This window comes from Paenibacillus sp. SEL1, assembly GCF_054602535.1.
The window spans coordinates 2,497,060-2,522,180 of record NZ_CM137723.1 but is presented as its reverse complement, the minus strand read 5'-3'; the positions used below and the strand labels follow the sequence as shown (position 1 = coordinate 2,522,180).

General features: G+C 48.3%; 22 protein-coding genes. 9 read left to right on the top strand and 13 right to left on the bottom strand.

What is annotated here, in order from left to right; genetic code table 11:
• Positions 1-82: 82 nt before the first annotated feature.
• Complete coding sequence (gene mprF, locus ACYCSE_RS11540; protein WP_250259636.1) at positions 83-2,725, top strand: bifunctional lysylphosphatidylglycerol flippase/synthetase MprF; 2,643 nt, start codon at positions 83-85, stop codon at positions 2,723-2,725.
• A gap of 105 nt (positions 2,726-2,830) precedes the next feature.
• Here the strand turns inward: mprF and ACYCSE_RS11535 are convergent, their stop codons facing one another.
• The gene (locus ACYCSE_RS11535; RefSeq protein WP_069290936.1) at positions 2,831-3,457 is read right to left on the bottom strand and encodes a nitroreductase family protein; all 627 of its coding nucleotides are present in this window, start codon (positions 3,455-3,457) and stop codon (positions 2,831-2,833) included.
• 235 nt (positions 3,458-3,692) lie between these two features.
• On the opposite strand from ACYCSE_RS11535, the gene ACYCSE_RS11530 reads away from it, so the two are divergent.
• Both ACYCSE_RS11530 and ACYCSE_RS11525 read left to right on the top strand, forming a co-directional pair.
• The gene (locus ACYCSE_RS11530) at positions 3,693-4,169 is read left to right on the top strand and encodes a disulfide oxidoreductase (RefSeq protein WP_459702292.1); all 477 of its coding nucleotides are present in this window, start codon (positions 3,693-3,695) and stop codon (positions 4,167-4,169) included.
• 165 nt (positions 4,170-4,334) lie between these two features.
• Positions 4,335-4,832, top strand: coding sequence for a CcdC family protein (locus ACYCSE_RS11525; RefSeq protein ID WP_069290935.1), 498 nt, complete (start codon positions 4,335-4,337; stop codon positions 4,830-4,832).
• Between the two features lie 108 nt (positions 4,833-4,940).
• On the opposite strand, the gene ACYCSE_RS11520 is transcribed toward ACYCSE_RS11525, so the two are convergent.
• Together ACYCSE_RS11520 and map are read right to left on the bottom strand one after the other, a co-directional pair.
• Positions 4,941-5,087 (bottom strand): diguanylate cyclase, encoded by a 147-nt coding sequence (locus tag ACYCSE_RS11520; RefSeq protein ID WP_172828289.1) that lies wholly within the window; start codon positions 5,085-5,087, stop codon positions 4,941-4,943.
• Positions 5,088-5,123: 36 nt separating this feature from the next.
• On the bottom strand, positions 5,124-5,870 hold the full coding sequence (gene map / locus ACYCSE_RS11515; RefSeq protein ID WP_459702291.1) for a type I methionyl aminopeptidase: 747 nt from the start codon (positions 5,868-5,870) through the stop codon (positions 5,124-5,126).
• 193 nt (positions 5,871-6,063) lie between these two features.
• Between map and ACYCSE_RS11510 the strand changes: the two genes are divergently transcribed.
• From ACYCSE_RS11510 to ACYCSE_RS11495, 4 genes are all read left to right on the top strand, one after another.
• On the top strand, positions 6,064-6,759 hold the full coding sequence (locus ACYCSE_RS11510) for a GntR family transcriptional regulator (protein WP_459702290.1): 696 nt from the start codon (positions 6,064-6,066) through the stop codon (positions 6,757-6,759).
• Positions 6,760-6,891: 132 nt separating this feature from the next.
• The gene (locus ACYCSE_RS11505; RefSeq protein WP_025722432.1) at positions 6,892-8,253 is read left to right on the top strand and encodes a GntP family permease; all 1,362 of its coding nucleotides are present in this window, start codon (positions 6,892-6,894) and stop codon (positions 8,251-8,253) included.
• A gap of 41 nt (positions 8,254-8,294) precedes the next feature.
• Positions 8,295-9,848, top strand: a complete 1,554-nt coding sequence (gene gntK, locus ACYCSE_RS11500; protein WP_459702289.1) for a gluconokinase — start codon at positions 8,295-8,297, stop codon at positions 9,846-9,848.
• 87 nt (positions 9,849-9,935) lie between these two features.
• Positions 9,936-10,121, top strand: a complete 186-nt coding sequence (locus tag ACYCSE_RS11495) for a hypothetical protein (RefSeq protein ID WP_081330714.1) — start codon at positions 9,936-9,938, stop codon at positions 10,119-10,121.
• Positions 10,122-10,300: 179 nt separating this feature from the next.
• On the opposite strand, the gene ACYCSE_RS11490 is transcribed toward ACYCSE_RS11495, so the two are convergent.
• The 3 genes from ACYCSE_RS11490 to ACYCSE_RS11480 form a co-directional block, all read right to left on the bottom strand.
• Positions 10,301-10,420, bottom strand: coding sequence for a hypothetical protein (locus ACYCSE_RS11490; RefSeq protein WP_013369112.1), 120 nt, complete (start codon positions 10,418-10,420; stop codon positions 10,301-10,303).
• A 112-nt stretch (positions 10,421-10,532) separates the two neighbouring features.
• Positions 10,533-11,354 (bottom strand): serine/threonine protein kinase, encoded by an 822-nt coding sequence (locus ACYCSE_RS11485; protein WP_254326889.1) that lies wholly within the window; start codon positions 11,352-11,354, stop codon positions 10,533-10,535.
• Between the two features lie 144 nt (positions 11,355-11,498).
• Positions 11,499-12,320, bottom strand: coding sequence for a MerR family transcriptional regulator (locus tag ACYCSE_RS11480; protein ID WP_250259649.1), 822 nt, complete (start codon positions 12,318-12,320; stop codon positions 11,499-11,501).
• Between the two features lie 535 nt (positions 12,321-12,855).
• On the opposite strand from ACYCSE_RS11480, the gene ACYCSE_RS11475 reads away from it, so the two are divergent.
• Positions 12,856-13,812, top strand: coding sequence for an L-lactate dehydrogenase (locus ACYCSE_RS11475; RefSeq protein ID WP_322175347.1), 957 nt, complete (start codon positions 12,856-12,858; stop codon positions 13,810-13,812).
• A 72-nt stretch (positions 13,813-13,884) separates the two neighbouring features.
• On the opposite strand, the gene ACYCSE_RS11470 is transcribed toward ACYCSE_RS11475, so the two are convergent.
• The 5 genes from ACYCSE_RS11470 to ACYCSE_RS11450 are packed head-to-tail and all read right to left on the bottom strand — an operon-like array spanning position 13,885 to position 18,407.
• On the bottom strand, positions 13,885-14,613 hold the full coding sequence (locus tag ACYCSE_RS11470) for an ABC transporter permease (protein ID WP_459702288.1): 729 nt from the start codon (positions 14,611-14,613) through the stop codon (positions 13,885-13,887).
• Complete coding sequence (locus tag ACYCSE_RS11465; protein ID WP_459702287.1) at positions 14,613-15,329, bottom strand: ABC transporter permease; 717 nt, start codon at positions 15,327-15,329, stop codon at positions 14,613-14,615. The genes ACYCSE_RS11470 and ACYCSE_RS11465 overlap by 1 nt, the downstream gene beginning before the upstream one ends.
• The gene (locus ACYCSE_RS11460; protein WP_250267284.1) at positions 15,326-16,243 is read right to left on the bottom strand and encodes an ABC transporter ATP-binding protein; all 918 of its coding nucleotides are present in this window, start codon (positions 16,241-16,243) and stop codon (positions 15,326-15,328) included. Before ACYCSE_RS11460 ends, ACYCSE_RS11465 begins: the two co-directional genes overlap by 4 nt.
• A 59-nt stretch (positions 16,244-16,302) precedes the next feature.
• A complete protein-coding gene (locus ACYCSE_RS11455) occupies positions 16,303-17,733 on the bottom strand; it encodes a sensor histidine kinase (RefSeq protein WP_459702286.1) in 1,431 nt (476 codons plus the stop codon).
• The gene (locus ACYCSE_RS11450; protein WP_061831149.1) at positions 17,733-18,407 is read right to left on the bottom strand and encodes a response regulator transcription factor; all 675 of its coding nucleotides are present in this window, start codon (positions 18,405-18,407) and stop codon (positions 17,733-17,735) included. The genes ACYCSE_RS11455 and ACYCSE_RS11450 overlap by 1 nt, the downstream gene beginning before the upstream one ends.
• Positions 18,408-18,558: 151 nt before the next feature.
• Here ACYCSE_RS11450 and ACYCSE_RS11445 point away from each other — a divergent pair, with 151 nt between their 5' ends.
• Positions 18,559-20,328 carry an alpha-glycosidase gene (locus tag ACYCSE_RS11445; protein WP_459702284.1) on the top strand — a complete coding sequence of 590 codons (1,770 nt, stop codon included), beginning with the start codon at positions 18,559-18,561 and terminating at the stop codon, positions 20,326-20,328.
• Between the two features lie 270 nt (positions 20,329-20,598).
• On the opposite strand, the gene ACYCSE_RS11440 is transcribed toward ACYCSE_RS11445, so the two are convergent.
• Both ACYCSE_RS11440 and ACYCSE_RS11435 read right to left on the bottom strand, forming a co-directional pair.
• Positions 20,599-21,750 carry a response regulator gene (locus ACYCSE_RS11440; RefSeq protein WP_459702283.1) on the bottom strand — a complete coding sequence of 384 codons (1,152 nt, stop codon included), beginning with the start codon at positions 21,748-21,750 and terminating at the stop codon, positions 20,599-20,601.
• A gap of 156 nt (positions 21,751-21,906) precedes the next feature.
• Complete coding sequence (locus tag ACYCSE_RS11435) at positions 21,907-25,053, bottom strand: ATP-binding protein (protein ID WP_459702282.1); 3,147 nt, start codon at positions 25,051-25,053, stop codon at positions 21,907-21,909.
• Positions 25,054-25,121: the final 68 nt, after the last annotated feature.

The following is a 25,121-nucleotide window of genomic DNA, read 5'->3' as shown; positions in this document are numbered from 1 at the left end:
TAATGTATAGTAATGTTCATTGGGCATGAATTCTAAGTACTTTATTTCGTGTATATCTCATTCTTTTCAAGCAGGTGAATCTATGAAGTCAAATCACAAACCGACCCAATCCTTTAAAATCGTACAGTTCTTGATGACCATCTACAGGCAGCGATTGACACGTATTCTGCTACCGTTGGCTGTACTGGCTTTTATTATATGGGAGGCCGGACGAGAACTAAATGACTTTAATCTGGCGCGTATGTTTCATGAGCTGCGGCGAATGGATGCCACGTTTCTCATCGAAATTGGCTTGTTCTCACTGGCTGCCGTGGCGGCTATGAGCGCGTACGATTACGTAATCAGGCATCATTTCAAGCTTCAGGTCAAGCCTGGGACGACATTTCGCTACGCGTGGATCTCCAATACCTTCAATAATGTCTTTGGTTTTGCAGGCTTTACAGGAGCGGGACTTCGCACCGTACTGTATAAAAAAAGCGGTGTGCCGTTAGGTGTCATCACCTCTGCCGTCGTGTTTCTTTCGCCGGTCGTCATTACCGGACTATCTTTACTGGCTTGGGGGGCCATTGTCCATTTGTATCCGGTACAGCCTGTGCTGGATGCTCATCCTTGGCTTCATTGGGCGCTGTGGGGAATGGCATTGTACCTGCCGCTATTTCTGATCATGCAGCGCTCCAAACGGTACTCCACATGGTTCAACAAGGGAGAAGGACAGCTTTCCTGGTCCACTATCTCCGCTTCCATTAGTGCTTCCCTGCTGGAATGGCTGCTGGCTGGCCTTACCTTTGCATGGATCGGCTCGCACTTGCTCCATGAACTTCCGATCCATGCTGTGTTCGGCATTTATGTGATAGCCGCGATTGCCGGATTGATCAGTCTTGCACCCGGAGGGGTCGGGGCATTCGACATCATTGCCCTGCTCGGGCTGCAAATGGCGGGAGCCAACTCAGATCGGGCACTGGCTGTGCTGCTGGTCTTTCGCGTCTTTTATTACATCATCCCGTGGCTCATCGGCTTGGTATTAGCCGCGCTGGAAATGATTCCACGTAACGAGCGCCTGAATCAGCTAGCTGAGACGGGTTGGGATTATTCCCTTAATGCCTGGCAGAAGGTATGGGGCTGGCCTGGTCAATTCCGGTTTTTGGCCGATCTAGGGGTATGGGCGCTTGGTAAGCTGGTACTCATCTCCGGCGTGGTGCTTCTTTTGTCGGCAGCTACGCCCGGTCTGTTATATCGGCTACGTTTTGCTGAGCATTTGCTCAGCCTGCCCGTGATGCGCTTGTCGCATGAAATCTCGGTCATCATCGGGATTATGCTTGTCGTCCTGTCCCACGGAATCTCTCTGCGTATTCGCAGAGCATTGCGGCTGACATTGATACTGCTGCTGACAGGAGCTATTTTCACCTTCACTAAAGGTCTAGATTTTGAAGAAGCCTTATTCCTGCTGTTTGTGGCGTTAATGCTATGGATCTCGCGTTCGCGGTTTTATCGGGTCAGTGCTCCGCTGAATCGGCACAACATTTTAATATGGGGTGGATTATCTCTACTCGTAACCGGGGCTTATTTTATCATTGGGGCAGGCTCCAACACTCCTTTTATGCGCCATTTGCATGCCAAGGTCCATCTAGACTTTTTTATGAACCGCAGCGATTACGGAGTTACCGCCGTGTTTAGTCTGATTTTGGCATGGGTATTCCTAACGGTGTATTTCTTTCTTCGACCTCAGCGTAGCATCGCCAATCTACCCGACGAGCAAGAGCTGGATAAGCTAAAAGAATTTTTGGAACGGCAGGGTGGTAATCTCGTATCTCATATGCTTTTTTTGGGCGATAAATATCTGTATTGGACCAAAAATGAACAGGTCGTCATTCCCTATGCTCGCAGCCGGGACAAACTGATTGTATTAGGTGACCCCCTCGGTCCAAAAGAACGTGTAAGTGAAGCCATTCAGGAATTCCAGCGGTTCGCAGATCGGTATGCGTTAACGGCAGTATTTTATCAGGCCTCGCCAGAGTATTTGTCCATCTATCACGAGAACGGCTATCGCTTTTTCAAACTGGGCGAGGAAGCACTGGTGCCGCTGGAGTCCTTCACACTGACGGGCAAAAGCAATCAGGCGCTACGCAGCGCCAAAAACCGCTTTGACCGCGAGGGCTACTCGTTCGAAATCATCCAACCGCCTCTCGAGGCGTCACTGATTGAAGAGATGCGGCATGTTTCAAATATTTGGCTGGACGGGCGCAAGGAGAAGGGATATTCACTCGGCTGGTTCAAAGAATCTTATCTTCAGTTGGCTCCGATTGCGTTGCTAAAGGACTCTGAAGGGAAGGTCATCGCTTTCGCTACGATGGCCCCTGCCTATGATCATGGACGGACGGTCTCCATTGACCTGATGCGCCACTTGCCTGACACGCCAAATGGCACGATGGATTATTTATTCACACGGGTTATTGAGTGGGCCAAGGAGAGTGGATATACGACATTTAATCTGGGAATGGCACCGCTGTCCCAGGTAGGACAAAGCGAAAAGGCATTACGCGAGGAAAAGCTGGCTCGACTTGTTTTCCAATACGGGGGACATTTTTACGGTTTTCAGGGGCTTCGACGCTTTAAGGATAAGTTCAAGCCCCAATGGGAGCCGCGCTATCTGGCCTATCCGGCTTCTGTCTTTCTACCGATCCTGACGCTGGAGCTGGTTTATCTCGTGTCCAAACGATCGGATTAAGCAAAGGGCTGACAACAGGAACTTTAATAGCCTAACACAACGTAAAAAAGGGTGTTCCCAACCACGAACGGTTGCAGGAACACCCTTTTATATTCACAAATCTTCTTAGAAGCTGCCTTTTACAACAACTTCAGACAATGGAAAACGTCCTGATGGACGCGCTGGCACTTGTGCCTTACCTACGCTAATAAGCATAGTTGGCAGGTAACGTGCTGGAATATTGAATTGCTCGATCAATTGTGCTGGAATGAAACCGCCCATTGCGCAAGTGTCGTAGCCCAAAGATTTAGCAGCCAGCATAATATTTTGTGCTGCAAGAGCCGAGTTCAGGATGGCTGCATCGCGAGCTACTTGCGGGTTTTGATATGCGCCGTTGATTTGACCTACCAATGCGTCACGGATTTCCGCTGGCAGTGCGCCTGCTTCTACCGCTTGATCATAAATGACGGTGTTGCGGTTTGCTTCCAAATCACCCAATACGGCAATCGTAACGGAACTTTCCGCTACTTGACCCTGATTGTAGGCGATAGGTAGCAATTTTTGTTTGTCCGCTTCGCTTTCGATGACAAGGAATTTCCAATGTTGGAGGTTCCAAGCGGAAGGAGCTTCTACCGCCGCAGTCAAAATGGCCTCCAGATCTTCCTCTGGCAATTTAAAATCCTTAACATAGCTCTTTACCGCGTGTCTTTCACTAATAGTAGATAGAGTTTCATTTTTTGGACTGCTCGACATTCTAGGCACACTCCTAATTTCTTAATATATATCTAATTTGAATCCTCATTAACTTCCCAAACTACTGCAATTATAAAAATGATAGTGAATGATGTCAATATGTTTAAGTATGACCCTGCACTCAAAATACAGTACAATACGGATTAAGACATACATATCGGCAGATGCCTGCCGATGGGACAAGACACGGGTGAGTTCATTTTGTTCTCATTTGAATTAAAAAAGGAGCGTTACTATGATTGGATCTTTTAAAAAAACGGATATTGCTTTGTTTGCCGCCTGGGTTGTAGCTTGTGTGGCAACTTTGGGCAGTCTGTATCTCAGCGAGATTTTGGGGTATGAGCCTTGTAAGCTGTGCTGGTTTCAGCGCATTCTGATGTATCCCCTGACCCTTCTGCTCGGGATTGCCTATTTTCGAGGAGATTCCGGGATACGCCGTTATGTCATGCCGTTGGCTATCATTGGAGGCGCGATTTCAGCCTATCATTTTATCATTCAGCGCATCCATGCAGCCGCCAAAGCAGCTGCGCAAACTTCAACTTCCTGCGGCAGAGTATCCTGTGAACAGGATTACCTGAACTGGTTCGATTTTATTACCATTCCTTTTCTCGCACTGATTGCCTTTATCCTTATTATTGCAGCCATGGGTTATATCATGCGTCAGGAGAAAAAATCAGCTCAAGGAGAGGTACAAGTAAAGGAACTCGCATAAGTATGAAAGAGACCTAATTATAGGATCCGTTACCACCAAGAGGCGTATAATCCGCTTGCCAGAGGAAAGACTGTAACTAAATATATCCATTGCATATGTGGTATAATGTAAAAGGTTTGCAGTCTGTCCAATAACGCTTATATTCCTTATAGAGGGGGCCAGTCCATGTTTCATATTAGCACCCCATTGCTGCAATATGGCGCAACCTTCGGTATGATCGTAATCGCTATTTCGGCTATTTTCATCCGTATGAAGACAGGTCATCGCCCGATTAATGCCAAAAAAATCATCATTCCTCCGCTCGGCATGAGCACCGGTTTTATGATGTTTGTGGTGCCGGAAGTACGGGTTCCCTGGCTTTGGGCGCTGGGCGCTTTTCTGGTCGGCTGGTTTATTTTTTCTTACCCGTTGATCCGCAGCACCAAATTTGAATCGCAAGAAGGGCTGGTTTTCGTCCAACGCTCACGTACCTTCTTTTTTATCCTGATCAGCCTGCTGATCGTCCGATTGCTGCTGCATGAATTTATTCAGCATTACATTACCATTCCGCAGACAGCAGGGCTATTTTTCATCCTAGCCTTCGGAACCTTGTTACACTGGCGGCTTCGTATGTATTTCCAATATCGTCAGTTCGTTCCGAACGAGACGGAAGTTCGCATCTGACAAACGGGTTTTTAACATGCATGCTCGCATATTGCTGTATAGACCAAAAAGACACGTTCTCCCAACAGGAGCCGTGTCTTTTTGGTCTTTTAGTCTATCAGGTCTACATTATGCATTCCGGGAAAAAGGAGCTACTCGATTGCGTCCCTCTGTCTTCGCAGTGTACAGCATCCGATCTGCCTGCTCGATCAGCTCTTCACGCTCACTCTGGCGTTCGGGGGCCAGATGAATATGCCCAGACTGACTGTCATTCAACCCGTTAGTCTGTATGCTCCCGAGGGGTGCCTGCTTTTATTGCTGTGTCAAAATGATCGGACCATCTGCTGTAATGGCCAGCGTGTGCTCGTATTGCGCAGACAAGCCGCCGTCCAACGTGCGTGCGGTCCAGCCGTCCGCATCAATTTTACTGCGGTATGTGCCTGTGTTGAGCATCGGCTCAATTGTAATGACCATACCCTCTTTTAAGCGTGGTCCACGATGCGGAGGTCCATAATGAGGAACTTGCGGTTGCTCATGCATTTCTTCCCCGATGCCATGCCCAATGAATTCGCGTACGACCGAGAAGCCTTCCGCTTCCGCGTAGGTTTGTATCGCATGGGAAATATCTCCGATCCGGTTACCGATAACGGCTTGCTCAATCCCTTTATACAGCGATTCCTTGGTAACATCCAGCAGCTTTTGCGCCTGCTCAGACACATTACCCACCGCATACGACCAAGCGGAATCTGCCAGCCAGCCATTCAGGTTCACAACCATGTCGATCGTCACGATGTCCCCGTCCTTCAACGGTATCTTATTCGGAAAGCCGTGGCAAATCACATCGTTAGGTGAGCCACAAGTTGCAAACTGATAGCCGTTATAGCCCTTTTGCTCCGGTGTTGCGCCATGCTTCTTCATAAAGGATTCCGCAAAGGCGTCAATTTCCAGTGTCGTAATGCCTGGCTTGATCATTTTGGCAATTTCCCGGTGGCAAGCAGCCAAAATGTCTCCAGCTTTTTTCATATTTTCAATTTGTTCTTTGGTTTTAATGATAATCATTAAACGGTCTCCTTCTTTTCCGTGTTCGTTCCACTTTTCACTGTTTCTTTTTTCTGCTTCTATTGTAACGCTAAAAGCAGCGAAATGGAACCGATGTCAACTGACACCGTTTACAAGGATCTTAAACGGGGTATATAATATTCCATAACTTGTATACCAGTATGCAAAATTATTTCCAAGATAGGAGTATCCTATGAAATATCCAACAACCTGGTTACAGGGCGCATCGCTTGGGGAAAGGATTGCTTGTGAACTTCGGCTTCAGATTATACGGGGTATTCAGGCGCCAGGCACTGTTCTATCTGAGAATCAGATTGCTGCCGATTTTGGTACCAGTCGTTCTCCGGTGCGTGAAGCCTTGAAGGCGCTCTCGAGCGAAGGACTGATCCGTTTGGAGCGCATGGGGGCGGTTGTCGTTGGCATGACACCCAGTGATATGGAGGAGCTATTCGATGTGCGAATGCTGATTGAGCATTTTGTTGTACAAAGGTATGTACATAGTGATAATGCCACATTGGTGACTGTTTTGAATCAGATGATTGACAAAATGGAAGTCGCTCTCAAGTACAGGGATGTCGTTGAATTTTCTCTTCAGGATTTTAATTTTCATGAGGCTCTGGTTCTGGAAGCAGGCCATACCCGTATTCTTCATACCTGGAATGGTATGAGACAGCTAATCCTGACGGTCATGTTAGCTGCGACAGAACAACGATTTGCGTCTAACATCGAAGAATCACAAGTCACGATTCACAAACATCGAACCTTTGCAAACGCTTTAAGTCAAGGGAATGCTCAGGAGTTATCGGGATTTATTGAGGATCATTACCGAGATACCCGCAACGCGGTTAACGACAGCGTCCTGTCTCCCTACAGAAAGACGTCGTCCTAGCCGCAACATGCGTGACAAAGAGCCGATGTACCGCGCTTCATGCGTTTTTTGCTGGCGCGGTTCTCTTTTACATTAAAGTTGTCGACAAGTATACATTTAGCTACACATAAATGAATAAGGAGGCATTACTTCATGAACACATTACTCGGCTTAAGTCATAACGCGTCCCTGCTCATATGGGCGCTAGTTACCGTCATTCTTTTGATTTTGCTGATTGCCAAATTCAAATGGAATCCCTTCGTTTCACTGCTGCTTTCGTCGGTATTTCTCGGACTGGTTAACGGGATGCCGGGACATGAAGTTACTGCCTCCATCACCAAGGGGCTCGGCAGTACGCTCGGCTCCATCGCCATCGTGATCGGTTTAGGCACCATGCTCGGTAAAATGATGGCAGAATCCGGCGGTGCCGAACGCATCGCGACCACACTGATGGATCGTTTTGGTGAAAAACGCGTTCATTGGGCGATGATGATCGTAGGCTTTATCGTGGGTATTCCCGTTTTTTTTGAGGTTGGTATTATTTTATTAATTCCCATTCTGTTCACGGTTGCCCGTAAAATGAATATGTCTCTGCTGAAAATCGGTATTCCGATGCTGGCAGGACTATCGACGGTACACGGCCTTTTGCCACCCCACCCGGCTCCGATGATCGCGATTGAAGCCTTTAACGCCAATATTGGACGCACGATAGGATATGCACTCATCGTGGGCATTCCATCCGCCATTATTGCAGGCCCGGTCTTCGGCGCTTGGATTGGCAAAAGAATCATGGTTAGACCTTCCGAGAGGCTGGACGAGCAGTTCAGAAATACGACGGGACGGTCGCTGCCTCCTTTTTGGATTACTCTGTTCACCATTTTATTACCTGTTATTCTAATGCTTAGCGGATCAGTCGCTGAAATCGTAGACCCGGCTAATACACATCCGCTCACTGTATTTTTCAAATTCATTGGTGATGAGGTTATGGCATTGCTGATTGCGGCCGTGTTTTCTTTTTTCTCGCTAGGCTATGCACGTGGTCTAAAGAAAGAGGATTTGTCCCGTTTTACCAGTGAATGTCTGGCACCAACAGCCTCTATTATCTTAATTATCGGGAGCGGCGGTGCATTTAAAACGGTATTGATCGACAGCGGTGTAGGTCAGGCCATTGCAGCGGTCGCTACAGGAGCCCATATGAATGTGATTGTATTTGCTTTTCTGGTCGCTGCGCTCATTCGTGTAGCCACTGGATCAGCGACAGTCGCGATGACGACAGGCTCCGGTATTGTCGCACCTGTACTGGCACTTACACCCGGCGCGAATGTCGAACTGGTCGTCCTTGCTACAGGAGCAGGGTCGCTGATCTTGTCTCATGTGAATGACGCCGGTTTTTGGATGATTAAAGAATTTTTCAATATGACGGTTCCGCAGACTCTAAAATCATGGACCGTTATGGAAACCATCCTCTCCCTGGTCGCTTTCGGTTTGATTATGCTGCTGAGTGTGTTAATTTAACGATAATGAGCTAATAACGGTAAGTGAAGGGGAGATTGAATATGACAGACACCCGATATATGATCGGCGTCGATATCGGTACGACCAGTACCAAAGCGGTGCTTTTCGAAGAAAACGGCAATATTGCCGCCCAGCACCATGTGGGCTATCCGCTCCATACACCTGAGCCAGATGCGGCAGAACAGGACCCGGAAGATATTTTCAAAGCTGTCGTGACGACGGTGCAAGAGGTCATGAAACAAAGCGGAGTGTCAGCCGAGCATGTGCTGTTCGTCTCCTTCAGTTCGGCCATGCACAGTGTACTGGCGGTGGATAAGAACGGCAAACCGCTAACAGCCTCCATCACTTGGGCAGATAACCGTAGCGCCAAATGGGCCGAAGCGCTCAAACATGAATACAACGGACACGATATTTACTTACGCACCGGAACGCCTATTCATCCCATGTCACCGCTAACGAAACTAATGTGGATTACGCGGGATTTACCGGATGTTGCGACCCAGACGTATAAATTCATTTCCATTAAGGAGTACATCTTTGCCCGGTTATTCCACCAATATGTCGTGGATCACTCGATTGCCTCCGCAACCGGACTTATGAATTTGCAGCAGCTGGACTGGGACGAGGAAGCACTGCACATTGCAGGTGTAACGAAGGAGCAGCTATCCGAGCTGGTGCCGACAACGCATGTGCTCAAAGGACTGGATGAGACCTATGCGCATGACATGGGCCTACTGAAGACCACGCCTTTTGTGATCGGGGCCAGCGACGGTGTCTTGTCCAACCTCGGTGTGAATGCGATCAAACCTGGAGTTGTCGCTGTTACCATCGGCACTAGCGGAGCCATCCGTACCGTAGTTGATAAGCCGCTCACGGATGCCAAAGGGCGCTTTTTCTGTTACGCCTTGACCGAAAAGCTGTGGGTCATCGGTGGCCCGGTGAACAACGGAGGTATAGTCTTCCGCTGGATCCGGGATGAATTTGCAGCCTCCGAGGTGGAAACAGCCAAGCGACTGGGACTTGATCCATATCATGTGCTGACCCAAATTGCGGAACAGGTACGTCCTGGCTCCGACGGTCTGCTCTTTCTTCCGTACTTATCTGGTGAACGTGCGCCCCTGTGGGACCCGAATGCTCGTGGCTCCTTCTTCGGTCTGTCCCTGCGTCACAAAAAAGAGCATATGATTCGCGCCGCTCTGGAGGGTGTGCTATTCAATTTGTATACCGTCATGCTCGCCATGGAAGAAGTCATCGACAGACCGTCAGTCATTCACGCCACTGGTGGATTTGCACGCTCGGAGCTATGGAGACAGCTTATGGCGGATATTTTCGATCAGGAAGTCATTATCCCCGAAAGTCTGGAAAGCTCATGTCTGGGCGCAGCTATTCTGGGCTTGTACGCACTGGGACGGATTGATTCGCTGGATGCTGTGTCCGGTATGATCGGTACCACTCACCAGCACAAACCTGTAGCAGAACACGTGGATATTTATCGCGATTTACTGCCGATTTATATTCGCATTTCACGTAAATTCGAAGAAGAATTCAAGGATATTGCGGAATTTCAGGCCAAGTCCCTACGATCTTTAAATTAGTGGAACCTGTTCTAACGCTACTGCGTATTACTGTTTTATAAAAACCTGTCTATGTCAGTTGGGCAGGGTAAGAAGGAGGATTAGACGATGCTCAAACAATTACTGCACCGCCTGCTACATTCCACCTCTCATTCTCATAAGCGGCGATACAGCAGCTCAGACCGTTATTATGAACGTGAACATAAACGCCACTCTTCTTCAGACGGTTACAAGAATAGTCACAATGGACACCGCTATTACAAAGATAAACGCCGTCATTACTCCAGTTCCTAGCCAAACAACAAGAACTAGCGACGGAATAGAGCGTAACACAAGAAGCATGCCACAGGCTCCTTCAAACCCTATAAAGCGAAGACCCTTCTTATCTCAAGGGCCTTCGCTTTATTGTTGTGCGCCCTTCGTTATGCAGGGCAACATCTGTGCATTTTACAGGAAATCGGCCAAGACCGAAATTACAGAAACAGGGTTTTAGAGATGATCACCAGCAAAATAAACAGAACCAGAATCGCTCCTACAGAGGTCCATGCTCCTACGCCGCAACCCATACCGCCTACTCCACACATATGACTCATTTACAACACTCCCTTCGCTCATTTACAGGATCATTGTATGTAGACCTGGTCAAATGCGTAAGGGGGGCATTCCCCCATTTTTGCGGCGAATGCCTGTTTATTTTTAGGGACGTTATGGGTTAACCTCAAGCAGCAACAATGCTTCCTCCAGCTCTTGCATAAACTGTCGGCTATTCTCATAACGTGGCCGAATCTGAAAAAGACGCTCCAGCATATGACGCACAGGTGAACTCAGCTTCAATTCTTCCTGCCAGCTTGCCGGCGGTTGATCCGGCTGAGGCTCGTAACTGCTATACAGCATAAAAAGCATTAAATGTCCGACATCGTACAAATCGCTGTAGACGGCGACATCTTGTCGCTCGGGTGCGCGCTTTTCCAGCATGGATTCGGTAAATATATCCTCCTGTCGCTCTCCTACCGCCAGAGCAAGACCAAAGTCGATCAGGTAAGGCTTCCCCTCACGGTGAATCACATTGGGAATGCGGATATCCCGATGGATATAGCCCCGTTCATGCACATGCAGAACTCGCTCCATTAACTCCAAAATGTAGACAATGCATTCCTGTTCCGTAAAGGAACGCTCCTGTTCAAATATAAGCTCCTCCAACGTCATGCCGGAGATGTATTCCATAACCACAACTATTCCGTTCGAATGTTCGACAATTTCGAGCAGCTTCGGAATATAGGGGTGTTCCATCTGCCGCATAATATGAGCCTCGCGCTGCAATAGCTGAACTGCCTTCGCCCGTTTGCTCGGTCTGGGCATTTTCACTGCCACCTCTTGTCCGCTGTGCCGATCCAGACAGAGGTAGGTTAGACCATAGCTCCCCATGCCTAAAAGCGAACGAACATCATAACGTCCGCTCAGTAAATCGCCAGGCTGTTTCGGATAATCCATCCATGATTCATATGCGTTTCGCAACCAAGCAAACATATTTATATCCTTTCCTCTACATGCCGCAGCAACGTTTCTTATACGGCTTGTTCTCGTATTCTTGTATTCCGTTATTATACCATCCACGATAAAAGACCATCAGAACCGGGAAGGTCTGATGGTCTTTATTAGAAAAGATGCTGGTTATGCCTCTCTGCGTCTGCGCGGTGTCAGACCAAGCCAGGACAACAACGAACCGCGCGATTTGCGTTGCCTGCCCTGGTAGGTACGCAAATTAGTAATTAGCTGCCGATCTCGTTCCTCGTCAACCTTTTCTTTCATCCAGCGTTTTTGATCCTCCAGTTGGTTAGACAGGCTGATATTCTTTTCCACCAAACGGCTGTGCTCTGCTTCCAGCTCCTCCAAACGGCTCCGCATTTCCAACAATGCAGTTTGCACCATGTCCTGCATCTGCGCCAGTTCTTGCGGCTCTATAGACTCCTGTGTTTGCACGGATACAGGTGCTTGCTCCAATCTATACTCAATGGTTGGTTCCAAAGTCTGTAACTCTTCCTGCGCCTGTAGCTGCATGGGTTCCTCTGACAGTTCCTGAGCATTCATTTCATCCTGTAACTCTGTCAGTTCTACCGTAGCAGCTGCTTGCTCCTGTATGACCGTCTCATCCCTGCCCTCAGCCGCCGCCATTATTTCTTCCCAGGTTGCGGTTAGTGACTCAGCATCCGAGATGGGTGGCAAGCGGAATTCTTCATCCTCCATTTGAAAGGGAGCGGTCACTCTCTCAAGCACCACCTGAACCGCCTGCTCCATCGTCATATGCTGCTCACGCAACGCCCTCCGCATCACCTTCAAGCACTCAACATCCTCAGCACTGAACATCCTCGATTGATTCGCGGAACGCTGAAACACATACCCCTGCTCCTCCAGCGCCGCTGCATATTTACGAAGGGTACTCGCCCCGATTCCCAACTGTTTTGCTGCTTCCGTCGTCGATTTGCTTTCTTCCATTTAATCATTACCTCCCCGGATGGTATGGAAAGAAACAAGCTTGTATATGTAGAATTCGCGAAATCCATTGGAAACCCTTTGGCAAAAATGTTCTAATATTGCAGACTGCTAAGAACCTTTGTCATAACGGAATATTTGTAGATATACAAGAAACGACATTGCAGAGCATACTTCCGTTCTGTATGTCCTTGAAACTCTTTAAAGTACGTCACATAAATGTCATACTTTCATTATTTTCACGTCACTATTCCTTCCATCAACATAGTTCAGGTTATAATTTGCACAGAATTCACCTTAAAAATAAATTGAAACATGCTCTCCTATCTTCCAGTAAAAGTATTGATAATTCACGTTCACTCTATAATTAATCCCAAAGAACACCTCTATTCACAGTTTATTTTTAATTTCCCGGAATGGAGGCAAAAAAATGGATATTTTCAAAAGATCAGCAATATGTTATGTTATGTAACGTAAAATGTATTTCAGGCATAATTTGTAGCATATTAACGTTCGCTGGAACGAGGAGGCAACATAGATGAAGGGGAAGGCAAGGAAAGTAGCTATTGTCGGCGCGGGAATGGTCGGTTCGAGCTGTGCCTACTCAATGGTTAATCAGTCCATTTGTGATGAGATCATGATGATTGACCGCACGTATGATCGGGCTTTGGCCCATGCACTGGATCTGTCCCATTGTATGGATTTTACGTCCACACGTACCAAGGTGCGTGCCGGCACGTATGCAGACTGCACGGATATGGACGTTGTGATTATAACGGCTGGAGCCAACCCTAAACCGGGTCAAGACCGCCTATCTGTGCTGGACGACGCAGTGCTTATTACCAGAGAGATTGTAACAGCGATTATGGAGGGTGGCTTCGATGGTATATTCGTCATTGCCGCTAATCCTGTCGACATTGTAACGTATATGGTACAAAGTATATCCGGTCTGCCGCGCAACAAGGTGATCGGCACGGGCACCTCCATTGACTCATCCCGACTCAAGACGTTGCTTTCCGAAGTATTTTCCATAGATCCGCGTAGCGTACAAGGGTATGCTCTTGGGGAGCATGGCGAATCCCAATTCGTCGCTTGGTCACACGTCACGATTGGCGGCAAGCCGCTCTTACACATTTTGCGTCAGCATAAGGAACGATTCAGCCACGTCGATCTGGACGACATTGCCCGTAAAACTCGGGATGCAGGCTGGGAGATCTTCACCCGCAAAGGGGCCACTTATTTTGGTATTGCCAATGCGCTGGCGTACATTACCCGTTCCATTTTAAATGATGATGGTAAAATTATAGCGGTCTCTGCTGTATTGGACGGCGAGTACGGGCACACCGATGTCTGCACGGGCGTTCCGGCGATTATCGGCAGCAGAGGAATCCAAGAGGTCATCGAGCTGGAGCTAAGTCTGGAAGAACAAGCGAAGTTCGACGCCTCTTGTCACCTTATCAGCAATAATATCCGTGCCATTTCAGGCTTAGTGTAAACCAATAGCACAGTAAAAAAACTCCTTACCCTCATTGAGGATAAGGAGTTTTTGCAGTCCCCGTATTTCGCCCTATATCTCTTTATAACGAAATACGGTCAGTCCCGCCAACGTAAATACGACAAAGCTACCTATTATAACCGTCAACAGTGTGTCAGTTGGCACCATGAACGCCCCGAAGTTGTCTCTTCCACTCGGCATCATCGCCAATAAAGGCTGTGTCCATGGATAGTATGGACCGTAGGTTTGAGAATTGGCGACCAGAATATTCGGCACGGTGAAGACGAAATTCAACGCAAGCGGTGCGGCAAAGCTGGACCACAAGAAGGACACCATCAACTGCAACGCAGCCAGCGGCAGGCAGGCTACCCAGCCTGCGAGCAAACTTTGAGCGATCACGGCCCAAGGGATTGGTCCGTTCATGTCCTGCACAGCTCCGACACCCAGCAGCGCTCCTCCGAACAGTAGCTGGGTCAATCCGACCAAGGTCATAATGATGGTCAACTTAGCCGCATACAGACTGGTGCGGGACAATGGCAATGACATGAGTTGCTTCCAACCGCCGCCCCCATGCTCGAATCGGCAGACTAGAGATCCAAATACGGCGGTCAGCATCGGCATGAACAGCATGGCATGTAATGTAAGCATGGCAGTCAACAGCAACAGCCAGTTCCCTCCCGGATTCGCCAGCAAGCCAATCAAGACGGCAATCGCCGGGCTGACGAACGCAAGCAGCCAGACGGGCGATTTGGCCATTTTCATACGTTCAACAGAAAGCAGCCGTATATATCCTCCGAACATTACGCCACATCCTTTCGGCTAAAATGGGCCGCTGTTAGCAGACTGAGAAGTATGCCCGTTCCGCACCCGACGGACGCAAACATCCACGCTTGAGGTGCAACCCATGCGAATTGCGGCCAGGCCAACGGAAACCATTCGGACAGCTGTGAAGCAAACAAGCTGCCGATGCCTAACGTAATACCCAGTGTTACAGGCAGCGCCTGATTATGGAACGTGACCGTTAACCACAACAATAATACGAGCATAGGCAGCGTCCCGCCCAAAGGCCAAAACCCGAGTCGTAGCAGTTCCCCTACAGGTGCGGGCTCTCCCCCGAAGCCAAGAATCATTCCCAACACCCAAGTCCCTACCGTCAGGAGTAGACAGGACACGCACAGCATCCCGATCGCCAGCGCCAGCTTGGCCATATAAACACTAAATTTGGAGATAGGCAAAGCCAGCAGCTGCTTCCAGGAGTTAGACGAATGTTCTACATTCGCCAGCATGGAAGCGACCATCGTAGCTCCTAATACCAGCGCAAGGGGGACAAAAATAGCGATGTTATCCATCAAGCCTTCCCATAAGCGCCCCTTGTATCGCGGAATCAGATAATCATAGCGGAGTCCAAAGTTCAGTCCCTGCATCGCTACCAGCCCTAGGGGACCGAGGAACACCAAGAACCAGATTCCCTTTCTGCGTGCTTTGAGCAGATCCGCCGTGAGCGCTCGCAGCATCATAAGGAAGCCCCTCCTTTGCCCACTACCTGCATGAACATATCTTCCAGCGATTTGCGGCGTTCCTCCACACGGTATACGGCATGCGTATTTTCGACCAATCTTCTGACCAGCAGCGCAACAGCCGCATCATTCATGTTCTCGAAATCCAGCGCCGATCCGTCCTTCACTGAATGGTAGCCCTGCTCACGCGCAATCAATTGGGCTGCTTCCGGTTCCGATACTACGATCCGAATCCCGCCTGCGGATTCCTGACGGAGATTATGAATCGTGTTTTGAAAGACCAACTCTCCTTCACGGATAATACCCACGGTATTCGCCATATGCTCTACCTCGCTCAACAGATGGCTGGATACCAGTACGGTGATCCCCCGTTGCTCGGGCATCGCCTGAATCAATGTGCGCATTTCCTGAATACCCTCCGGGTCCAAACCATTCGTAGGCTCATCCAAAATGAGTACTTCGGGATTCCCAAGCAGGGCTGCTGCAATACCCAGTCTCTGCTTCATGCCCAGCGAGTAGCCTTTGACTGGACGTTTGGCATGCTTGGTCAGTCGGACGACCTCTAACACTTCCGCAATGTTTTGCTTGGGTACATTCAAAATACGGCGAATGGCCTCCAGATTTTCAATTGCGTTCAAATGACCATAATACGAAGGATACTCCACCAACGAGCCGACTTTACGCAAAATATCGAGCTTATGTCTGCGAATATCTTTGCCGAATATACGGATCGTTCCTCGAGTTGGGCGAATAAGTCCAAGCAGCATGCGGATTGTTGTCGTTTTCCCCGCTCCATTCGGACCCAGAAATCCGTAAATATCTCCTCGAGCTATTTTCAGGTCCAGCTGATTAACCGCCGCGCGGCCTTTGTAAATTTTGCTGAGACTGTTCGTTTCAATAATGTATTCGTTCAAGTTCCTCACCTCGACACCTATCGTAACGTGCCAAGTTTAAAGCCAAGGGAACTCTGAGTTTAAGTTTTGTTTAAAAAACGGATTCGGGTCCCGGCTGATGAACTGATAATCTCCCTCTCCAAATTCATTTCGCGAGCCAGCAGTTCTGTAATCGCCAAACCAATCCCTGCGCCTTTTTCACTGGACTGTTGCTCCATACCGGGCCCTTTATCTGTGATAACCAATGCCTCTGTCCCATTATCTTTCTGTACTTGAACACCGATATATCGGCCTGAGGCAGCATGGCGTACTACATTTTGAAAGAGATTGTCCAGCAGACGACGGAAGCCTTGCTCATCCACATTCCACACCATACTATGCTCAGGCAGGTCGATATCCACTTCAAAGCTCTCCTTTTCCCACACCGGATACCAGCTGGCTACACACTCCCGCACTAGCCGCAGGATATCACGCGGTGTGTTATTCATAGTGTATTTTCCACTAGCTAGCAGATTATAGGTGAGCAGATTGTCGATCAGACTCCCAAGGTCTTTTAGCTTGTTTTCCATCAGTGTAATCGACTGTTTCCCTCTGCTGCTCAGATTTTCACTATCTAGTGTATACAGATGGCTACGCACGACCGTAAGCGGCGTCCGAATATCGTGTGACAGATCCGCGACCAGTCTCTTCCGCAGCTCTTCCTCTTGACGCTCACGTCCCCGACTTTCTGCCAACTGCTCAACCATCTGATTAAATGCTTCTTCTAGCTTGCCGATTTCATCCGGGCGTCCAGTGGTAACAAGAATAGGCAAGCCATCCTCTCCTCGCTGCGACATGGCGGCCTGAAGCTGCAACAGTCTACGCCGAATGCCTCCAAAAAACAGAAGAGATACGAATATAAAAGCGCCCAAAACCAATACGATAAAAAAGAGATAGTACATGAACATGCTACTATCTGTAGGTGGCTGTTCAAAGAACGAACGGGGCACTTTTAACACCATATAGCCCTGATTTACATCATTCTTGCCCCCACCAATAAAGGCTACTACCGTAAACGGCCCCTCATAGCTTGCTTGCTTCATAAAAGCTATAGCCTGCGCAGCGTTCCATTGTTTTGGCATGTTAGGTTGTGTCGGTAACTCCAACCTTGTTTTACCTGCGGTATCCACCCAAAATATTTGTGAGTTAGGGAACATATCCTGTTGTATTTTGCGCAGATGGGCTGAGATTTGCTCTGGTGTGGCTCCCTTCAAAGCTACAGCTTCGCGATGCCAGCTATTTTCGGTATGGGTAGTAGAGGGATAGTAAGCGTTTTTAGGCTTGAGCTCCGCCCCCCAATTCAATAACACGCTATATATCAAGGCTGTAGCAGGCAACACAATGGGCAATAGCATCATAGCAACCACAATAATGACCAGATAACGGAACAACAGTGAACTGCGAAACCGACCTCCCTGACCCGGCCTAGAGCTGGGGTGCAGTCTCCTCCAATTTTTGCGCGTCCTGCTCATTATGCTTTCACCCGATATCCTACACCACGGATCGTCTCAATGATGCGGGGTGCCGCAGGATCGATCTCCAGCTTTTCTCGAAGGTGTCGGATATGGACCATTAAAGTTTTGTCTCCGTCGATATATGGATCTCCCCACACCGCTTCATACATTTGCTCTTTCGTCATAATTTGGCCCAAATGCCGCAGCAAATAAGCAAAAATGTGATATTGCTTGCCTGTCAGTGTAATTTCCTCCCCGGTATCACGGTTCACAATACGGTTATCAGGAGAGAACACAGAGAGATGCCCCAGTTGTAAAGATTCTTCGGGCACGGTTCCCGATCGGCGCAGCAAAATCTCTATACGTGCTATGAGCTCGTCCGGGTGAAAGGGTTTGGTTACATAATCGTCGGCGAAATCCAGTCCTTGTAGCTTATCGTCAATGGATGTACGGGCAGACAACATGAGAATGGGAAGCTCCGGGTACTCTTTCTTGAGCCGCTTCCCCATGGTGAATCCATCCAGACCGGGTAACATCACATCCAAAATCACGAGTTGGCACGTACGGGCTGCTTCCACAGCCCCATCCCCGCTGCGAAGCCAGGTTACAGCGTAATTCCGCTCTTCCAAATACTGATGCGTCCAAGCACCAATATCCTGGTCATCTTCGATGTATAGCACATTTGTTTTCATAATAGACACCTACTTATCGTTTTTCTTTTATGTAATGGGCATTATAGCATTTATGGTACATAACCCACTTAAAAAGGTTAATAACTACCTTATACGACATACGCTTCACATTTTCAAATTTGAATGCTCGTGAAAAAAGGAGGACTACTCGATGCTGCTAGAAGCGATATACCATCACCCGAAACGAAATTGGGCTTTTGGTTATAATGATGAAACGATATTTCTACGGCTACGTGCGAAGAAAAATGACCTGAATACCGTTCATGCTCTCACCGGAGATAAATACGATTGGGACCGTACCCGACAGCTTGTCCCGATGTCCAAATTCGCTACCGATGGCAGGTTTGATTATTATGAATGCAGCATAAAACCTACTCACCGTCGACTGAAATATGGATTTTTGCTAGAAGACGGTGAGGAACGTATTTGGATGAACGAGGACGACTTCACCACCCAGGAACCCCAAAATGCAGATAAACTGTTCCAGTATCCGTTTTTGAACCCGATTGATATTCTAAAGCCACCTGCATGGGTGAAGGATGCTGTATTTTATCAGATTTTCCCGGAACGTTTTGCGAACGGTGACCCCTCTATCAGCCCAGAAGGTGCAGAGACATGGGGGGGAACACCACAAAGAGACAATTTTTTTGGTGGTGATCTTCAGGGGATTCTGGATCACCTGGATCACCTGAACGCGCTAGGGATTAACGCCATATATATGACTCCTGTGTTCAAGGCGACGACCAATCATAAATATGATACAGAGGATTATATGGAGGTGGACCCGCATTTTGGGGACAAAAAGACATTAAAAAAACTGGTCGATGCCTGCCACGACCGAGGAATTCGGGTGCTGCTTGATGCGGTGTTCAACCATTCAGGGCGTACGTTTAAACCGTTCGTTGACGTGCAAGAAAAAGGCGAAGCCTCGCCTTACAAGGACTGGTTCCATGTACATAGCTTTCCCCTGGAAGTGGTGGATGGCATACCGACGTACGATACATTCGGGCTGGAACCGATGATGCCCAAGCTGAACACCGAACATCCTGAGGTAAAAAAGTACCTGCTGGATGTAGCAAAGCATTGGATCGAAGAAATCGGCATCGATGGTTGGCGGTTGGATGTGGCAGACGAGGTGGATCACGCCTTTTGGCGGGAATTCCGCACTACGGTCAAGCAGGCCAATCCAGATGCGTACATTTTGGGTGAAATGTGGAATGAATCATCTGAATGGCTTCAGGGGGATCAATTCGATGCAACGATGAATTATCCGTTCACCTACGCGGTAAATGATTTTTTCGTCAAAAAAGTGACCGATGCTCAAAGCTTTGCCTTCGCCATCGGACGACAGCTGGCCCGCTATCCACAGCAAGCATCCGAGGTTGCCTTCAATCTGCTGGATAGCCACGACACACCGCGCCTGCTGACACTGTGTGGGGATGACAAGCGGCTGATGCGACTGGCCGCCCTGTTCCAGTTTACGTACATGGGCGCACCCTGCATCTATTACGGCGATGAGATCGGCCTGGATGGAGATGCCGATCCAGGCTGCCGCAAGTGTATGGAGTGGGACACCGACAAACAGGACCGCGAGTTGTTCGACTTTTACCGCAAGCTGATTGCGCTTCGTAAGGGGCACCCGGTCCTCCGTGATCAGGGGAGCATCACCTTTTTGGAGGCACAGCCAGAGGGCACCTCGCTTGCCTACGAGCGCCGCAGCGAGGAAGAAGTACTGCTCGTGCTGCTCAACCGTTCCGATGAGGATCACGTTTTTGAACTGGACATTCCTGAGCAGGAATGGCAATTAGCCTTTGGTGAAAGCCAGTGGTCCGTTAGAGAGAAGGGGCTGCTTGCCAAGCTTCCACCCTACGGATACGCTGTACTGAAGGCAGCGCCTGCTCGGTCAGTAAAACCTGCTTAAGAGGACGATGTCAAGACGGGAAGCAAGGCATCCGTCTATATAGGCGGATGTTGATGAAAGTACCTGCCGAATAACGGCAAAAAAGCGAAACCACCAGGAACAAGATAGTTAACTTGTTCCCGGTGGTCTTTTTACGTTTGAAAATGAGCTTCTATTGTCGATTATTTGTTTTTAACATCTGTTCTTACTACCCCAACATCCGAAACATCGATCGAAATGGGGTTACCGCCTTGTCCTGTCTGAGCTGAAGAAGACAGCCAGTACAGCAGTTTACGCGGGTAGCGTCTGTGTTTTTAATTGTACGTACAACTGGTGCGTCACCTGCTGCGGCTCAATACCCAACTCATCTTCTAGTATTCCGACGAAGCTTTCATAATGCTTTTGAGCAGCGGTGTAATCTCCCAGTTGGGCATAGGCGGTCAGCAGCAGACTGCAGATATCGTCTGAGTACGGCTCCCGTTGCTGTAGGCTGAGTAAGCGCTGAACAGACTGCCGGGTACGACCTGAGCGAAGCTCTTCTCTCGCCAGCTCAGAAGAACATGCCAGATACATATTGCGCAGCTTCTCCCTTTTTGCATATGCCCACGGGTAATCGTGCTCCTCCAGATAGTTGCCACGGTATAGTGCCAACAGGCTCTCAATACGCGGCTTACCGCCGCTACCGGATGCAGCCCATTCGGATATTCCCCGCTCGAATAGCTCCACATCTGTAATCCAGCCATTGCGGTTCAAGCGGTAGCGATCCAGATTATATTCCAGCTTCGTATCTTGCATCCGTTCTTTCAACGCCTTGCGGATTTGGTAAATGGATGTGTGCAGGTGAACAACAGCCTTGTCCAAATGATATTCAGGCCACAGCGCATCCAGCAATTGTTCTTTGCTCACCCATTCCCCTTCATGGTGTAATAAGAAGGAAAATAGCTCCTGTGACTTTAATGTGCGCCATTTGAATGGTTTCGCACCTACGGCTTCCTGTCCATCCTCCAAAATTTCAAGTTTTTGAAAACAACGTACCTTGGGGGATTGCTCTGCTGAAGCTCCCAAACTAGAAGAACGGGGATCAGCCAGCGTGGCTGCAATCCGATCTAACGTTTTGGATAGCCGCCGGGCATGAACGGGCTTTAACAAGTAATCCAGTGCTTGCAGCTCGAACGCTTCAATAGCATATTCCGAGTACGCGGTCACAAAGACGATATGAATATGAGAATCTAGCTGTTGAATCCACTCGGCGGCCTCCAGACCATTCATCTCTGGCATTCCGATATCTATAAAAACAATATCCGCACGTTCTGCCGCCAGATGATCCAGCCCCGCTTGTGCAGACGTATATTTGCCCATTACCGTTAACCGTCCGTCCGCCTCCAGCAACCGTTCCAAGTAGGTTAATGCCGACCTCTCATCATCAATCAAAATCGCCTTCATTTGTGTCCGTACTCCCTTCCTGCTGCAACCATTTATCATGATGTTCTATTTACATGCTATCTGCTTTATCCATACGATTTTTAATTTCTTATATTTTATATATCGTATCATTGCGGGTGTGACTTTAGCTTTTCCGACAAATGTACTGTACTTTTTTTATTCATCGGTATTCCGGGGCGAGATCGTTTCCGGCACACGGAAGCTTACCGTCGTCCCTTGCATAGGATTACTTTCAATTCGCAATCCTTCTCCATACATATGGATAAGACGGCGATGGATATTACGCAGTCCCACGCTGGAAGATACATGATCCTCCGACAGCAGCTGTTCCAGTCGCTCGGACGGAATCCCTACGCCGTCATCGGTCACGCTGACCACAAAATCGGTTCCATCCTCCTGCACAACCACTCGCACGGTTCCACCTGTTGCCCGTTGCATCACACCATGCCGTATCGCATTTTCCACGATGGGCTGAATGCTTAATGGCGGGATGAGCGACCGGATGTTCCTTCCTACCTCTACGGTCACCTGCAAACGTTCTTCAAATCGTGCTTTTTCCAGTGCCACATACGATTCTACCAATTCCAACTCCTTGGATAATGGCACCGTATTCTCCCTGTTCTGAAAATCAAAACTGCCCCGCAAATACTGACTCAGCTCCATGAGTAGCTCCGCTGCTTTGTCCGGGTCTACGGCTACAGTCGAAACAATGACATTCAAGGCATTGTACAGAAAATGCGGCTTGATTTGTGCCTGTAAAAAGGCCATTTCCGAACGCACCGCTTCCTCCGCAGAATGACGCATGTTCAACAGCGTGCGCACACGCGCCTTTAATTCCCCAGCATCAACAGGCTTACGTAGAAAATCATTAGCTCCCGCCATAAAACCTGCGCGGATATCCCCGGGCAGGTCGCGTGCCGTCAGCAGCAACACCGGTAGCTCGGACAGGGAATACCGTTCACGTATCCGTCGGCACAGCTCAATACCGGACATTTCCGGCATCATCCAATCCGTAATGACTAGGTCAAATCGGGAACGGCCATTCAGCATGTGAAGTGCCTCCTCGGCATGATCCACCGCCACCACGCTACAACCTGTGGTATATAATAGCTCCTCCAGCACCCGAAGATTAACCGCATCATCATCTACAGCCAGCACTTTGTAAGGAACAGTCTGAACTTGCCCCAGTGCATCCTCTTCATGCGGAATCACATTCCGACCCGACGTCACACCAGGCTGCAATATCACCGCAGACGAAACATCTTTTTGAGCTTCATGTGCCAACGTTCCAGTCTGCGCTAAGGGCAGTGTAAAATAAAAGGTCGAACCCTTGCCCAATCTAGATTCTACCCGGATATGACCACCATGCAGCTCCACCAGACGACGGACTATGCCTAATCCAAGCCCTGTTCCACTGTATCCTTCATCCTCAGCATTCGCCCCACGGTTAAAAGGTTCAAATATATGCGAAAGATGCTCCTGGGCAATACCGGACCCGGTATCCTTCACACTGATTTCCATTTCACGGTTCCCCGCTTTGGCAGAGATAACGATTTCGCCTTCCTCCGTAAATTTCACCGCATTCCCCAACAAATTGTACAAAATCTGAATCAGCCGATCCTCATCCGCATCTACCTTGGGCAACGAATTGGGCAATTCTTTGACAAATTGAATTTTTTTCTTACCCACTGTATGACCCAATACCTCCAGCACGGACTTCACAGCTGCCTGTACATTGACAGGCCGACGATTTAAGGCTAATCTGCCATTTTTCAAATTAGAAAAATCCAGAATATCGTTAATTAAATACGAAAGTCTGCGTCCTATATTCGCAATCAAGGCCAAGTTGTGCTTTTGCGGCTCATTGAATTGTGTCCCATAGCGGTCTAGCATGGATTGAGCAATATTAATTACTCCATGCAGAGGAGTGCGCAGTTCATGTGACGTATTTGCCAGAAATTCATCTTTTAACCCATCCAGTGTTAGCAACCGTCGTGACAGGTTCTCAACCTCCCTAAACGAATGTACAAAACGTTTGGCCAGCAGGAGCGTTTGAGCCAATACGAATATGAGCATTTCATAGGCTGTCACTCCACGCACATCTCCCCAGCCCAGAATATACACAAAACTAGTCACTACAATCATAAGAATGCTCATAATACTAATGACTAGCAGTGCAGCGTCATCCGTCCGTTGAAGAAGCCCACGAATCAAGATCAGTAATACATATCCCACACTGACTACACCAAAAAGAAGAATAAATGCTTCAAAGGATGAGAGTACCAATGTAGGCAGAAATAGCCCCATACCCAGCATCAGTGCGGTTGTAATATTATAGAGGCGCAGCACGAGCCGATTCATAACAATCTGCGTCGAAAGATGAACATAGTGGATCAGAAAATAGTAGAACAGGGTTGACGAGAACGACTGTATTTTCAGTATCCATTCATAAGGTAAGTCCGGTATTCCCCAAGCCAGCAGCTTTTCTCCATGTGTCAGAATATAAAATAAAGCCGCGATACAAAAGCATCCTAAGTAAAGCAATGCCTTCTCCTTTTTACGTAAAAGGTATAGCATGATAAAAAATACGGTAGGAATAAAAAATCCTGCTATCAGTATGGTGTCCTCTGCCATTGCAACTTCCCGGCTATGCGTAATACTCTCGTAATCCCCAAATAACAGTGGATAAATGATTCCACCGGAGGAGTAGCTATAATTAGCCACATGCACGGTAATATCAGCCGAATGTCCATCTATCTCTGCAAATCCAACATAGGGAACATTGCCCTGCTTGCCCTTGTCGGCAGAAACAGAGGGAATACCACTTGCTCCCACGTTTTCTCCGTCAATCCATACTTGACTGGCGCTGCGAATGTTTTGCATATAGATGCCGTACAGATTTTCCGCTTTTTCAGGCAACAGCACACGGATATGATAGGTTCCATATCCGGTCGCCTGTCCCTTAGGCATCCACTGATTCCATTTACCAGGCACATCCACAATCTTGGCAGAAGAACTCGTTTCCAGCCTCAACTCTGAAGAACTCTGATGATTTTCCCAATCCTTATCTTGTTGCATTTCATGAAAGGATGAAGGTTGCACAAGCTGATTGGGGTAAAATTTCCACTCCCCTCCCAGCTGTATAGGGCCTTCCTTTTCAGGGTCCCAATTACGCAAATCAATAACACCGTTGTGTGCTTTCCAATGACTGTTTCCAGATAAAACACCTGACACTAACGGATACACCGGCAACGCAACCGCAAGCAGAAGTATAATAAAAAATAAAACCCCCTGTTTTTTCATAAATCCCCCGCTCTTTTCAATATCGTCTATCTTTTAGTATCGGTTATTCTAACCAGCTGTATTAGAAG

Coding starts and splice junctions, on each gene's coding strand:
- ACYCSE_RS11510 (WP_459702290.1), top strand. CDS start 6,064: ATGAAATATCCAACAACCTGGTTACAGGGCGCATCGCTTGGGGAAAGG.
- ACYCSE_RS11525 (WP_069290935.1), top strand. CDS start 4,335: ATGTTTCATATTAGCACCCCATTGCTGCAATATGGCGCAACCTTCGGT.
- mprF (WP_250259636.1), top strand. CDS start 83: ATGAAGTCAAATCACAAACCGACCCAATCCTTTAAAATCGTACAGTTC.
- ACYCSE_RS11445 (WP_459702284.1), top strand. CDS start 18,559: ATGCTGCTAGAAGCGATATACCATCACCCGAAACGAAATTGGGCTTTT.
- map (WP_459702291.1), bottom strand. CDS start 5,870: ATGATTATCATTAAAACCAAAGAACAAATTGAAAATATGAAAAAAGCT.
- ACYCSE_RS11485 (WP_254326889.1), bottom strand. CDS start 11,354: ATGTTTGCTTGGTTGCGAAACGCATATGAATCATGGATGGATTATCCG.
- ACYCSE_RS11490 (WP_013369112.1), bottom strand. CDS start 10,420: ATGAGTCATATGTGTGGAGTAGGCGGTATGGGTTGCGGCGTAGGAGCA.
- ACYCSE_RS11475 (WP_322175347.1), top strand. CDS start 12,856: ATGAAGGGGAAGGCAAGGAAAGTAGCTATTGTCGGCGCGGGAATGGTC.
- ACYCSE_RS11505 (WP_025722432.1), top strand. CDS start 6,892: ATGAACACATTACTCGGCTTAAGTCATAACGCGTCCCTGCTCATATGG.
- ACYCSE_RS11495 (WP_081330714.1), top strand. CDS start 9,936: ATGCTCAAACAATTACTGCACCGCCTGCTACATTCCACCTCTCATTCT.
- ACYCSE_RS11450 (WP_061831149.1), bottom strand. CDS start 18,407: ATGAAAACAAATGTGCTATACATCGAAGATGACCAGGATATTGGTGCT.
- ACYCSE_RS11435 (WP_459702282.1), bottom strand. CDS start 25,053: ATGAAAAAACAGGGGGTTTTATTTTTTATTATACTTCTGCTTGCGGTT.
- ACYCSE_RS11455 (WP_459702286.1), bottom strand. CDS start 17,733: ATGAGCAGGACGCGCAAAAATTGGAGGAGACTGCACCCCAGCTCTAGG.
- ACYCSE_RS11470 (WP_459702288.1), bottom strand. CDS start 14,613: ATGTTCGGAGGATATATACGGCTGCTTTCTGTTGAACGTATGAAAATG.
- ACYCSE_RS11530 (WP_459702292.1), top strand. CDS start 3,693: ATGATTGGATCTTTTAAAAAAACGGATATTGCTTTGTTTGCCGCCTGG.
- ACYCSE_RS11535 (WP_069290936.1), bottom strand. CDS start 3,457: ATGTCGAGCAGTCCAAAAAATGAAACTCTATCTACTATTAGTGAAAGA.
- ACYCSE_RS11465 (WP_459702287.1), bottom strand. CDS start 15,329: ATGATGCTGCGAGCGCTCACGGCGGATCTGCTCAAAGCACGCAGAAAG.
- gntK (WP_459702289.1), top strand. CDS start 8,295: ATGACAGACACCCGATATATGATCGGCGTCGATATCGGTACGACCAGT.
- ACYCSE_RS11440 (WP_459702283.1), bottom strand. CDS start 21,750: ATGAAGGCGATTTTGATTGATGATGAGAGGTCGGCATTAACCTACTTG.
- ACYCSE_RS11480 (WP_250259649.1), bottom strand. CDS start 12,320: ATGGAAGAAAGCAAATCGACGACGGAAGCAGCAAAACAGTTGGGAATC.